This is a genomic window from Nonomuraea sp. NPDC048881, assembly GCF_040649795.1.
Lineage (GTDB): Bacteria > Actinomycetota > Actinomycetes > Streptosporangiales > Streptosporangiaceae > Nonomuraea.
The window spans coordinates 68,820-82,137 of the sequence record NZ_JBEZGC010000004.1; the positions used below are offsets into that span (position 1 = coordinate 68,820).

The 13,318-nt window shown below is 63.5% G+C and carries 8 protein-coding genes and 1 pseudogene; 4 read left to right on the top strand and 5 right to left on the bottom strand.

Going from position 1 to position 13,318, the window contains the following annotated elements; all coding sequences use genetic code 11:
* Positions 1-10 precede the first annotated feature (10 nt).
* The 3 genes and pseudogenes from AB0C33_RS15410 to AB0C33_RS15420 form a co-directional block, all read right to left on the bottom strand.
* Positions 11-2,155: an ATP-binding domain-containing protein gene (locus AB0C33_RS15410; RefSeq protein ID WP_358287729.1), complete on the bottom strand. Its 2,145-nt coding sequence runs from the start codon at positions 2,153-2,155 to the stop codon at positions 11-13.
* A gap of 187 nt (positions 2,156-2,342) precedes the next feature.
* Positions 2,343-2,537: pseudogene (locus AB0C33_RS15415) on the bottom strand (ISL3 family transposase); the annotation flags it as partial.
* Between the two features lie 1,078 nt (positions 2,538-3,615).
* Entirely contained in the window at positions 3,616-4,992 is a 1,377-nt protein-coding gene (locus AB0C33_RS15420; RefSeq protein ID WP_358287732.1) for a hypothetical protein, read from the bottom strand.
* Positions 4,993-6,027: 1,035 nt separating this feature from the next.
* Between AB0C33_RS15420 and AB0C33_RS15425 the strand changes: the two genes are divergently transcribed.
* From AB0C33_RS15425 to AB0C33_RS15440, 4 genes are read left to right on the top strand one after another with little or no spacing between them, the layout of a single operon-like run.
* Positions 6,028-6,777 (top strand): class I SAM-dependent methyltransferase, encoded by a 750-nt coding sequence (locus AB0C33_RS15425; RefSeq protein WP_358287734.1) that lies wholly within the window; start codon positions 6,028-6,030, stop codon positions 6,775-6,777.
* 7 nt (positions 6,778-6,784) lie between these two features.
* Complete coding sequence (locus AB0C33_RS15430) at positions 6,785-9,427, top strand: SUMF1/EgtB/PvdO family nonheme iron enzyme (RefSeq protein WP_358287737.1); 2,643 nt, start codon at positions 6,785-6,787, stop codon at positions 9,425-9,427.
* The gene (locus tag AB0C33_RS15435; protein WP_358287740.1) at positions 9,427-9,708 is read left to right on the top strand and encodes a hypothetical protein; all 282 of its coding nucleotides are present in this window, start codon (positions 9,427-9,429) and stop codon (positions 9,706-9,708) included. The genes AB0C33_RS15430 and AB0C33_RS15435 overlap by 1 nt, the downstream gene beginning before the upstream one ends.
* A complete protein-coding gene (locus tag AB0C33_RS15440; RefSeq protein ID WP_358287742.1) occupies positions 9,708-10,925 on the top strand; it encodes a hypothetical protein in 1,218 nt (405 codons plus the stop codon). Before AB0C33_RS15435 ends, AB0C33_RS15440 begins: the two co-directional genes overlap by 1 nt.
* Positions 10,926-11,850: 925 nt before the next feature.
* Here the strand turns inward: AB0C33_RS15440 and AB0C33_RS15445 are convergent.
* A protein-coding gene (locus tag AB0C33_RS15445) for an IS3 family transposase (protein WP_358289052.1) occupies positions 11,851-13,019 on the bottom strand; the annotation gives its coding sequence in 2 pieces (ribosomal slippage) (positions 11,851-12,755 and positions 12,755-13,019; 1,170 coding nt in all).
* Between the two features lie 53 nt (positions 13,020-13,072).
* On the bottom strand, positions 13,073-13,270 hold the full coding sequence (locus AB0C33_RS15450) for a hypothetical protein (RefSeq protein ID WP_358287744.1): 198 nt from the start codon (positions 13,268-13,270) through the stop codon (positions 13,073-13,075).
* Positions 13,271-13,318: the final 48 nt, after the last annotated feature.

Genomic DNA, 13,318 nt, shown 5'->3' on the forward strand with positions numbered 1-13,318 from the left:
ACGTAGAGATCTAGTCGATATCACCAGGTTCGTCCGTTTGAATCCACGCCACAAGTCGAGTTCGCAACTCCGGTGGCAGATCGCGGAGATCCACCTCTCCATTCTCGATCGACTTGAGGAATTCTGCTAGTCCAGCAGTCGCTTTACGTACCGAGGCTTCCCCTTGCGGAGAACGCTCACGATGAAGATGGCGCAGAGTGCGCAACTCATCCTGAGTAGGGATACGGAATCGTAGAGTGAAGTCAGCATCGATGACCGCCCGCACCTCGCGAGCAATAACGTTCATTCCCTCCCCCCATCCAGCCACCCGCACCCAGGCACGACTGCGAGTAATAGCGGTGAATAGGGTATTGCGCCGTGTGACAAGATTAACGGTGCTATCGGCATATTGGGAATCTACAACGTAGACCATCGGGGCTTCATTACCTTTGGCGCGGAAAATGTGCGCGATGGTCACCGAGTCTGACCGATAAAACTCATCCGTGCTGGTATTTACACCTACGAGATGAGAAGAGATACCTCGCCTACTGAGCTCACGCATCAACCTAGGAGCTCTGGACCTTGCACGATACGTGTCCGGCAAGACGATGACGATGTCGTCCGGCTCCAGTTCGTCGACGGTGAGGTTGATTGCAACCTGATCTGCCACCCAAGCGTCCTGCTCCAACTCGGTGTTGAAAGAGTGGATGCTTAGCGCGTCACTAGGGTTGAGAAGTGTGTTGAAGTAGAAAGGAACACTGTCTGCACGGCGTTTCAAGGTGACAGACTCACCTGGCAGCAACTGTCCGTGGACCACTTCGTATCCGATGTCCTGCCACAGAGTGGGAGCGTCCGGGTGCTGCAACAACCCACCGTTACGATACACACCGAGACCTAGCGCATGCGCAGTCGCCAAGGACCAGGGCGTGTTTCGGTAGCAGATTGGCAAAACGATATCTCTCTGCGGACCGTCCGGAGGTGACTCCAGGCTCACGAGACTGTCACCGTCTGGACCTCTACCAAACAGTTCGTCAGTGTCAGGCATCGCGGACTCTGAAAGCTTCTGGAGCTCATCGTAGCCCCAGACGATACGCTTGGGGTTCTTTACGAATAGATAGACAAGCTGAAAGAATTCAGGGGGGAGGTCTTGAGCCTCATCGATTAAAACTGCATCAAAGATGGGTGTCACGGGTCGTGAACGAGCAATCTCAAGAAGCTCACGACAGATTCCCTGGAACGCGTCATCCCTGCCGAAGCGCCCCTGAGCGTATGCCCAGTCCCTTGGCGTCTCACCGAGGGCTCCCGCGATAACGCTGTAGATGCCGGGACGGCCGAATCCACCCCACGAATGCATGACCTGCAAGTACTCAGGATCAGGCTGGTCATTGCTGTGTTCGAAGGTGAAGCGGGTTATAAGGTCTGCGAACTGCTGGTAGAGCGCACGACTGTGAAAGGTCACACCGATACGCCAGTCGGGGTGCTGGGCATGCCAATACGCCGCCTTGAGTGCCAGCACAACGGTCTTACCCGATCCGGCGAGGCCACGGATGCGCTGAGGGCCTTCTGGACTCTCGATGGCTGCCATCTTCTGCCAATGATCGAGGTTCGCGATGTTGCGCTCTAGCTCCTTCATGGTGGCGCCACGCGAGGATGCCTTCTCGACCTTTGCCCGCCGTTTGGGCGGCTTGATCGTCGTAACGCGCTGCAAGGCGGCCTGCAGCGCACGCTCCCGAGCCGGCTCGAGGGGCGTCAGAGTCGCCAGAAACGTGGGCAGATCATCCATCTGTCCATAGAAACCGTCGACACTTGGCGGTAGACCGCGAACAGGACGAGGAAAGATCGTGGCGGTGCTCGGGATTACCGCCAGACGCCGACCGGCACGCAATCCTTCATGGCGCCCGAGGTGTGTCTCAAGCGCTGCGTAGAGCCGGTCTTGCTGCGCTATGACCTCAGGCCAGGTCTCCGCGGTCGGTACCTCGTCGGCTAGGAGGAAGGCCACAAGGCCGTACTCTTGGCTGACTAGGAGCGCGTCAACGTCAACACGTTCGTCGGCAGTCGCGAGAACGGGATAGGCTAGATAAACGGTGCCGTCTTGCACCACCGAGCGAAGCTTGTTGGCAAGCCCCTGCGCGGCTGTCCGGTTGCGGCTCTGCCCGTAGACAACCTCCAATGACATGTCCGCGCCACTCCGTCCTAGCCCGTGCTCCAACACAATGCCGGTCCCCCGCAATCAGGACGACCGTACCGTAGATGAAGACAGTAGTAGGCGTGGCCGACAGTAAGCCACGGCGACCGCCGGGAGTGTAGGAACAAAGCTCTGTCTCAGGTTCGGCTCTGGCTCTCTCGGTGGTGACGGAGTGGTAGGCCAGGAGGATGCGATGGCGGAGCAGCGTACAGCCGGCCCGGCCATGTATCTGCCGCATGACGCGTTTGGTCTTGGTGTTCACGCCTTCGGTCCCGCCATTGTGAAGAGGCAGGGTGACGGCCGCATTGACAGCATCGCGGTCCTGGTCGAGGCCGCAGATGAGGGTGTGCAGATGAGGCAGATCGGCGGCGCGGGCGGTGGTGATCCACGCGTCGAGGCGGTCGGCGTGGCCGGAGCAGGGCTGCCCCAACGCCAGCGATGCGAATTGCGTGGCGTGCTTGCGCAACCGCGCCTCGCGAGCTGGTGCTGCCTTGGTACTCGCCCGAGCCTTACCGGCCGAGGGCAACGATTGCCATAGCGAGCACCGACACGGCCCCGAAGGTGGGTCCAGCCCAGGCGGCAGCAGCCAGGAATTGTGCCCGGCTGTCGATTGTCTTCACAAGCGCCGCCATGAGTCCAATGATCGCCGCGATGCATAACGCGAGGGTAACCTGACCGGCTGTGCTCATCTTTCCTCGATCTCGATCGAGCCTGGATCGAGATCGGAGGAGGCGCAGCCGCAACCGACCCCAACCCAGTCTGGTCAATCTGGGTGGGTCCCGCTCGTGACAGCGGGGTCTGGTAGCCGTGCGCCCTTGGGCTACCTGGTCTTATGCGTACTTTGCCGAAAGAATTTGTGTCGTTGTAACCATATACATCGGTTTGGGCACACACCCATCAAGAGGCTTCGCAGCGCCTCTTCCTAGCGGGTCGGGCCAATCATAGCCCAGACTGGCGTTGCCGTTGTATTGCAAAACTGTGCAAATCCGTCATCAACGCTCAGGTGCGCCGAAAAGGATCTGCGAATCTCTACTTCTACGGCATTTGCTGCGGTGTGTTGGGTACGGATTTTCGATCGCCGAAGTGGTTGACCTGTAGCGACGCGGCTCAAACACAGCACGCTGTAAGGCATCCTGTGGTGGCGTGGCGGCGTTCGCTCCCCGTGAGCTTCGGACGCGTCCTGCAACTGCTGGTCCGGCTCGGCCGCGCCGACCGCAGCAAGGACATTGAGTTCGTGGTGCTGCGGCATCAGGTCGCCGCGCTGTCACGGACTCCCGAAAGCATCGTGGCCGGCCTCCGCCGTCGACGGTGCTGCGCTGGCGTCACCGACTGCTGTCGCGCCGCTAGACCCATCCGCCGAAGCGTCCTGGCCGCCCCCGGACACGAGCAGTAGTTCAGGAAACTGCGCCCTGGAAGACCCCGTGCGCAACCAATCTGATGGCTGAGTACATCTAGGCGCGCGCCGGAGGCAGGCTATAGCGGCTAACAGCCAGGTACGTCTCCGGCGTCGCCGCTTCGAGGAGTCCCTCGTTGCTTTCCAGATCGAGTTCCGGCTCCTGAGGACGGCGCAGCAGATCACTCCACTCGCTTGTCGCTCCCCGCTCGTAGGCACCTCGAAGCAGGGGGCGCAGCCGAGGGCGCGCTTCTTCCTGCCGCTCGCGAAAGATCCGTCGCTGGCTGAGCCGCTGCTCTTCCTGATCGTCGTCGCTGAGTTCCTGGTCATCGGCCGGCTGGTCCTCGGCACGGAGCCCCGGGGTCCGCTGGGCGATGGCGAGGTCTTCCTCGTGGAGGCGCTCGCAGGCGGCGAACAGCTTCCGGGACATACCAAGATGCACCTCAGTTCCGGGAATCCGGCAAGTGAGGAAGTCGTCGTGGCCCATGGAACGAAGCCTGGCGCGCAGGGCGTGCCCATCGGTGTAGTAGGTCGCTGCTCTGCGGACGTCAGCCCGCATGGCGTGGGTGAGGTCATCACCTTCCAGGGGCATGGTCAACCCGGAGCGCCGACGACGGGACGCGCGCTCGGCAGGAAGGGGGACGGTGCGCAGTTGCGAGACGGGAGCGGAGCGCAGTGCCAGATAGGTAAGCATTTGGGCGCGGGCCGCACCAATGAGCGCATCGTCGCTGTCGTCGAGACGGTCTTCAAGATTACCTACTTCGATCGCCGACTCACCGTTGAGGCCGGATCCGGCTGGCGTGAGCGGCGGCCGTCCGAGGTGCAGGTCGTGGTCGATGGTGAGGAAGAGGTCGTCTCCGGGCCGCACGGACGCTCCGACCAGGACGATGCGGTGGGTGTACGAGCTGAAGATCTTGCTGCCGGCGGCCAGTTGCTCCCACCCCTTGCGGAGCATACTGAGGCCCACATCGCCTCCCTTGGCCTCGATCAGCCAGTACAGGCCCTCTGCATCGTGCTGCCCCCACAGGTCGGGCAGCTTGTTCTTCGGGTTCTTGAACGTGTTGCTCAGGGCGGGGATCGGGCCACCAAGTTCGAGATGCCCGGTCTGACCGAGGCCCAGCAGCGAGCGGCAGGCCCACTCGGTCATCGTCATCCCCAGCCGGTAGGCGGCTGCGTTCTTCGCGCTGCGCTCGGTGCCGTACGCGTACACCGGGTTAAGGGTCAGACGCCGGTTCATGGTGCCTCGCACGGGGTGCTGTGGCTTGACGGAATGCGTACCGAGATAGGCGTACAGAGGGGCAACCCGTGCAACGAGTTCCCCGTGCGCATATCGCGGCTGATTCTGCAGGTGTGGGGCGACGTCGCGACCGACCTCAACAGCGGCCTTGATGATCTCCCGCCAAGTGGTGGTCGAGACGTACCATCCGTCGGCCACTGGGAACCCGCCCGACCCCACCCACAGCTCATGCTTGGCCGTCCGCAACTGCCTCGTGGGCTTCCTCGCAGGTCCCTTACGGAATAGGACCGGTATGTCGAAGCTGTCGGCGTAGGTGAGCGGTGGTTCGTCAGGGACGCGTGCGGGAATCATGCGCATCACTCTGGCACGATTAGATCGCTTCCGGCACCGGATATGGAACTGCCGACCGTCCCCAAGAGGAGCCATGTAAGTGGCCCGGGAGGAGGTGGGGCATTGCAAGCATAGAGCCCTACATCCGGCGAGAAGGGGCTTTGGGGCAGCGAATGGCTGACCTGAGTGCACTGACCACGGATCACGTTTTGTGATCTCGTTTACGGTGTACCCCTCATCCAACGCATGTTGTCCGAGATGCGTGTCTCCAGCTCATGTTGGACGTTGGTAGCGCCGCACTCGCCGGCATCAAACCGGTCTTTCCAAGGCCATCCGAAGCGTGTCCGCCGTTGGTCGCCACGTCAAACCTCGATGTGGGGATGGCCGCCCTTTCCATCCGGCTGACCGTCCACCGCCTCCCACCACTCAAGACCTGACGCGATGAGCCGTACCCCATCTTGCCTATGCGACCCGCCTGCACGCGGCGACCTCGTGTGGCGAGCTGACCCGACTCAACTTGTATCTCCCGGACTCCGAACACTTGCCCTGAGATCATCCTGATCGACTGTGGGCTCTAGCTGGCGCGTTTGTCGTGGCGCAGCGTCTGTCGTCGCGCAGTGTGAAGGGTGGAGGTGGGACAAGTGGCAAGGACTCGTGCGCAGCTGAATAGGCCATGCGATTGCATAGATGCGCAGACAGGGCGCCAGCGAGGGTGAAGTGTCCGCTTCTGCTGGTAGATGACACTTACGGCGATCTTGAACTGAGGAGATAGCTGGAATGACAGGGAAGATTTCCGACATCAATGGCTGAACCTCGTTTGGGAATCAGCCGTTCCTTGACTGACGCTGCCGGCCGTCGGATGCTGAGTCTTGCCCTGGTGCCTCGGCTTGGAGGGAACGTCTCGTGCGGCAAGATGTCACGCGGGCTCATTACGATCGCCTGGCGGACAGGTACGACGAGAATTGGGCCTACAGTCCGGAGTTCATCCGGTGGATGACTGATGGCATTCTCGGCCGATTGAGTCTCAGCTCTAGGGATCTGATGTTGGATCTTGGGTGTGGGACTGGCCTCTACTCTCGCGGTCTGGGCGAGCACACCGGCACGGTGGTTTGCGCCGATCCCTCCCCAGCGATGCTGGAGCAACTCCCCGCCGACGAGGGTTTGATCCCGCTGTGCGCGGGAGCCGAGGACCTCGCCGAAGGCCGGATCACGCCGCCTCATGACGGCTACGACGCGATCCTTCTCAAGGAGGTCCTTCACCACGTTGCAGATCCGCCGCATGTTCTCGCTGGCCTGGCTCGCCTTCTGAGGCCGGGCGGGCGGATCCTCGTCGTCATGCTTCCGACGACCATCGACTACCCGTTGTTCGAGGCAGCGCTGACGCTCTTCCAAGAACGGCAACCCGACCCGGAAGACGTGGCCGCCGCGATGGACCGCAGCGGTCTTCAGGCCGAGCTGACCTACGATGCGTTCCCACTCACGTTCACCGTCGAGCGTTACACGCGGATGGTCCGCGACCGGTACATGTCACTGCTGTCCAGCTTCAGCGACGCCGAGATCGAGGCCGGGATCTCCGAGATCCTCCGCGAGCATCCCGGTTCCGAGGTGCATTTCCTGGATCGGTTCGCCTTCGTTCTCGGGACGAAGAGGTGACGGCAGCGTGAGCGTTGAGTTCGACACTCGCTTGTTCCAGTTGAAGAACGAGCTGGATGATCATTCCAGGGTCGCCCGGCATCTCGGTCTGGACTTCGAGCGCCCAATCAAGTCCCTCGGCGACGGATATCCCGAGAACGCCATCGCCCTGGTCGGAAAGATCACCGAACGGATCCTCAAGCAGCTCTGGCGGCACCACAACGTACCCGGTGACCCCGGCGGAAAGGCGCTGAGCGAGCTGATCAAGGGGGCACAGCCGTACATCCGTAGCAGTACGGTCCTGGATTCCCTCCGCGACATCCAGCGGCTGCGGAACAGGTCCGCCCATGACGGGTATGAGATAGCCGAGGAGGACGGGCTCACTGCTGTCCGTCGGCTGCTGAGCGTGCTGGCGTGGTTCAGCAGCACCGGCAGCGGCGTCCTGAGTGGGGACGTGCCCAAGCTTGCCCCCGAGGTGGCCGCCAAGGCTGAGTTTCTCGCGGGGCTGTATCTCACGCTGGGTTTCCAGCCGGTCAAGCGGTTCGAGCTCTCCCGCAACACGGTTTATCAGCTGTTTTTTCGTGAGCGAGGACTGCGCAGCGAGTATGTCGAGTTGCTGCTGAGCAGGAACGTCGATGATGTGGTCCAGGTCCTGGAGACCACCGATGGCGAACTGTTGCAGACTCGGCTGCCCAAGCTCACTCGCTTCCTGATCCTGGAGGAGAACGGCATTAGCCAGGTGCCGAGCCCGCTGGGTGGTGACTACCGGATGCTCGCCTATGACCGGTTCATGGATGCGTTCGTCGACCTGGACCGGCATCTGGCAGATATCGTCGGCGCCTACCCGCAACTGCTGGATGCGGGGCGACTGAGTCTCTCCGGTGATCTGCTTACCACCGACGAGCGAACGGGCGAGCAGCGGATCTCCCGGGTAGGTGCGGCCGACCAGTTGCTGGACGAGGTGGCGGCTTCGGGCGGGAACCTGCTCATCGTCGGCCGATCGGGCAGCGGCAAGACGACGCTGCTCAAGCAGTTGGTTGCCCGCTCGGTCGCGGCGAGCCGACGGCGGTACCGCTTCTACTTCGACATGAGCCTCAAGCGGCCGGACGAGGCCTTCCGCGAGTTCGTCACGCGCGTCCTCACGCCGTACATGGCCGTGGAGAGTGCGTACGTTTTCGAGGTGTTCCACTACTTCGCCCGTTCCGGCTCGGTGCTCTGCGCGCTGGACGGCATTGATGAGGCGGTGCCGTCGACGACCCAGGCAGGATTCCTGGAGCTGTTCAGCGAGATCGCCCAGGTCCTGTCGGCGGAGTCGGCGGTCATCACCACCTCCCGGGTCTCCTTCCTGGAGGACTCTCCCCAGGTGCGGCGGCTGCTGGACGGCACTTCACTGGTGTCGGAGAAACTGGTTCAGCAGCTTCACGCGCAAGGTGTGAATCCGTTGCTCGTGCCGCGCTTTTCGGCGTTGCGCCTGCATGACGCCACCGATGCCGCCTCGCCCCTGGAAGTACGGCTGGCTGAGGATCTGGATCTCGACCGTGACCGGCGTCTCCCGCACCTGGCCGAGCTGGCCTGGCGGCACATCACCCGGGTCGGTGACTCGGCGGGGCTGAGGTCCGCTCTGCCGTCGATCACAGCGTACTTCGGGCTGGCCTTCCTACACGGCCGTACGGTCTTCACCTTCGTCGACCTCGTCAATGATCTGGGTATCGAGTTGTTCGACGGCGGGCGGCTCACCTACGACGCCTTCCGGCTGCGGGCCTTGTTCCGGCTCGCGGGTCCCTCTGCGGTCTCCTTCGCCCACAGTGCTTACCAGGAGCTGCTGGCTGCAGAGTTCCTCCGCGATGCGGCCAATCGAGAAGCGTCCCTCGGGGTGGCCTCGCGTCTGACTGAGCAGGTTCGCGAGTTTCTCCATCGCAGGGGCCACCAGGAAGCCCCGGCGGAGGACTGTGTCCTGCCGGCCGGGGTCTACCTGGTCGGACCGAGCCATCACTTGATGCTCAAGCGCGTCAGGCAAAGCGTCCGCTTCGATCGTTTTCCCGTTACGGTCGGCCGCTACAACCGCTTCCTGGAGGCGGTCCGCCGGTACGGTTCACGGCAGTGGGACCACCCGGACAAACCCGAAGAGTTCTCCCACGAGCCTTGGCAGGAACGCCTCAAGGTTCAGGAGTACTTCACCGACCCGGCGTACGAGGATCATCCGGCGGTCTGCATCAACTACTGGAGCGCCTATGCCTTTGCCCGCTTCGAAGGCAAGCGCCTGCCCACCTCCCTGGAGTGGGAAGCTGCCGCCCGCGGGACCGACGGCCGGCTGTTCCCCTGGGGGGACGAGATCGATCTTGGCATTGTTAGCAGCGCGGACTCCTGGAGCGGGCGTGCACTGATCACCTACGAGGCGTGGCGGGAGGAACTCGATCTCGGGAGGCTGAGCCAGGCCATGCCCAGTCCGGTCGACGCACATCCTGGCAATGTCTCCCCGTTCGGCATCCGGGAGATGGCCGGAAACGTCTGGGAGATCACCGGCACCGTACTGGAAGATTTGAACGAGGTGGTCATCTGCGGCGGCTCCTATGACAACCCCTATCGGGCGCTGCAAACTTCCTCCAAGGGCCTGGCGCGGCGGCGGGGATGTAGCAATGCGGTCGGTTTTCGTTGCGTCGAGGAGCTGTGATGAGCGGGGAAGGGCTCGCCGAGAGCGGTGGGCAGCGGTTCGGCTACATCGTTGATCGCATGCCGCACGGCAGCGGGCAGGGCGGGCGCCAGGGCACCTACATCGTCCGTGACGCCGACACGGGCACACACCACTCCTTCATGTACGCCGACATCGTGACTGAGGGGTTTCGGACCATTCGGACCGGCGAACGGGTGCGGTTCCTGGAGGCCCCGGAGGACTCAGAGCATGCCTGCTACGTCATCCGCTTGGACCTCCCGGACATCGAGGACTACTACTAGTGACCCGGCTGGTACGCCAGACTCTGATCGTCGTCTATGAGGCCCGCTTCCCTGCCGCACCTGCGTGGGAGCCGGGGCCGCTGGTCCTCCAGCATGGCCAGGTCCGCTCCACCGCCGAAGCCCGCAGTGAGTACTACAGTGCCAAGGCGGCCCGCGTGCTGTACGGTGACGCGGCACACGCCAGACGCTGGCACGACGCCTCTCGCCGCCTCACCGCCCACGGCGAGATCGCCGGCATTGAAGCACTTCGCGTGACCGACAAGCCGGACGCCTGCGGGCTGGTGGCGATCCACCTGCGGCTCAGGCAGGGAACTCCCATTGCTCTGTTGCGCGCACTGGCACGGCGCAGAGACGCCCTACCCGCCGATTTCGACCCGCAGGAGCTCGTCGGCGGACAAATCACGATCGAGCCAGGTATCCGCCCCTTCACCATCGCCTTCGTCACCTCAGCACGGAACGGCCTGCCGCGCCTGTACCGGCAACCTCGCTACTGGCGCTGGCCACCTGCCTGCCAGTGGCTGTGGGCTCTCGCCTCTCGGACTAACCTGGCCGACTACCCTCCTGACCCGAAGAACCTCGAACCTGCAGACAACGAGATCATCCGGCTCTCCAGCGACTGGCAGGCCATCGTCCTGCGAGATGGGATGGGCGTAGTCGGCGTCCGTTCCGACCGCGGGCAGGACGACCCGTTCTACTGCTACGCGGAGCTTTACCTGCGCTCGATCTACCTGGACGCTGTCCTGCTCGGCATGCTTCAGAAGCAGGGGCTCACCCATCTGGAGAAGCGCATGGCCGCCGCACTCGACTCCGCGCTGTCTGCGACGATGGCCGGGCTCGAACGCGAAGTCAGCCTCTTCCGCCACCAGCTGTGGGCGCAACACCTCACCCCACATGGTGCACCTAACCGCCTGCTAACCGCCTATCAGCGCCAGCACGCGCTTCGGGATCGGTTCGAGCAGATGCTCACCGAGATCAGCGACTTCAACCGGCTCACCCGCGACGACGAGAACCGGCACGTCAACAGCGCCGTAGTCGTATTCACCCTCGTTACTGTCCCCGCTGGCATCGCCCTTGCGCTCCTGCAGGTCCTGGGGACCGATCAACCATGGCTCCTAGCCACCGTAGTAGGAGTCTGTCTAGTGCTCATCGCGCTTCTCCTACGCACACGGTCCGCGCGGATGGCCTTCAGAGCTCTCCGCCGCCGCTTCACGGCATGACATAGCACTGCGCCTGCTGATAGGCACGTCCGTCCAGGTCATGACTCTGCGACGGCTTCGCGTGGCGTGCGCGAGCCCCGGTCGCCCGTAAGACGGAAGCGGGTACGGCAGGATGATCCGCTGCGCTCTATCACGTGGTCTACCTGACCAGCTGTCCTTGTACGCCACCTCGGCGCCGACACCATAGTGAGATTCGCACCCTAGGGCCGGGCCCTTCTCGCCGCGCTTCCGGCCATGTTCCGCCCGGAAGTACGGTTTCGTATTGTGATCTGTTAGGTCCTCTGCGCGATCAGGGCGATGACTGTGACCATCGCCAGGTGCTGTTGTCGCTTGTCTATCGGTTGGTGAGAGGCTCGTTCGGCTTGTTGGCGGTGCTGCTCTCCTCTGATCTGCCCAAGATTGTTGAGCTGCTGGTGCTCCGTCACGAGAATCGGGCATCCCGCCCCCCTGATGAGGCAAGATCAGTCGGTGGGCGTTGTCCCCTGAACAAATGCCGTTGGAAGCAAGATCAGGCGATGGAACGGTCAATCATCCTCGTCGGATTGCCGTCTCATAGCATGCTGCGCGCCGAATAGCCGCATACGAGGCGTCATGCCAGGGCCCACGGGATCTCATCCCCCGGCGGGTCCCTCAGAGGTGAGAGCTGAGACGCTTGGCGATCTGGTCGGTCTCTTCGAGGTCGAGACAAGGGACATCGCCCGCCTGCGTGCCGCCTTCGGGCAGAGTGCCGGCGACATGAAAGTGAACATGAGGAACGGTCTGGTGCGCGCGGGCACTCCGTTGTTCTGCCAGACGGCGATGCCTTTGGCATCATAGGCGGTTGTGATGGCCCGGGCCGCCCGCCGCACAGCGTTCATCAATGGCTGCTCCTCTGCTGGGGCCAGGTGAGCTTGTTCCGCTTTGACGGACACCATCGTTGTGGTGTTCAGGCTGCTGCGGCAGCCTCGTAGTCGGCGGGGCTACGGTAGCCCAGGCTGCTGTGCAAGCGGTGCAGGTTGTACCAGCCCTCGATGAACTCGAAGATCGCGCTGCGGGCGGCCGCGCGGGTGGGCCAGGGCTGGGCGTCGAGAAGCTCGCCCTTGATGGTGGCGAAGAACGACTCGGCAAGCGCGTTGTCCCAGCATTGGCCCGTGCGTCCGACCGACAGCCGCACCCCAAGCCGTTCAGCCAGGGCGGCGTAGGCGGCGCTGGTGTACTGACAGCCCCTGTCCGAATGAAAGATCACCGGCTTGGTGGGGCGGCGGCGTGCACAAGCCTGGCGCAGGGCCTCGGCGACCAGGTCGGTGCGCAGGTGATCGGCCGTCGCCCAGCCCACCACCCGGCGCGAGGCGATGTCGATGACGGTGGCCAGATACAACCAGCCCTCCTCCGTCGGGATATACGTGATGTCGCCGCACCAGCGGGTATCGATGGCTGCCGCATCGGGTGTGAAGTCTCGGACGATCAGGTCCGGCCGGGTGTCGGCGCTCGGGTCGGGGATGGTGGTCTGCCGCCGGCGGCGCCGATACCGTCCCGCCAGGCCGAGCGCACGCATCAGCCGGGCCACTCGCCGCCTCCCGCACCGCCGCCCGTCCTGCTGCAGTTGCGCATGGACGCGCGGCGCGCCGTAGCTGCCTCGTGAGCGCGCGTGCACCTCGGCGATGCGCTCGGCCAGCTCCGCATCGCGCATCGCGCGGGGCCCTGGCACGCCACAGCGGCGGGCGTAGAAGGCGGCACGGGAGACTCCCAGCAGCTCACACGCCCGCTTGACGCTGTGACCGCCCTGCTTCTCCGCCTCGATGAACGGGTGCACGTTCACCGGGTCTCCTTGGCGAAGAAAGCTGTCGCTCGCTTGAGGACGTCGACGTCCTCGCGCAGCCGCCGGTTCTCCCGGCGCAACGCCTCCAGTTCCTGGCGTTCGCTACTGGTCAGCCCGTCCCGCTGACCGGCGTCGACCTCGGCCTGGCGGATCCATTGGCGCACTGCGGTCTCGGTCAGGTCGAAGTCCTTGGCCACCTGCCCGACCGAGCGGTCACCGCGCCGGCACAGCTCGACGATCTCGGCTTTGAACTCCGGCGTGAACGAGCGGCGAGGACGCGGCTTCTTCTTCCCCATGCTCTCCATCATGGACATCCTTCCGGGGACGAGCCCCTGATCTCAGATGTCCGTCAAACCGGATCAAGCCCAAGGTCCATGACTGTCGGACGGTGAGCGATCGGGATCACCAGCACATGCCCTTGTCCACGCTGCCAACGGGTGACCAGAATGGCAACCTGCTCCCCCTGTTCCAAGATGGTGACGGGGTGCAGCCCGGCGAGGTAGTCGCAGAAGGGGCACCGGTCCATGGACGGCATGAATATCGGCATGTTCCCGATCTTCCTCTATCGCGTCAGGTGCCGTGCCCCTGCACGGGC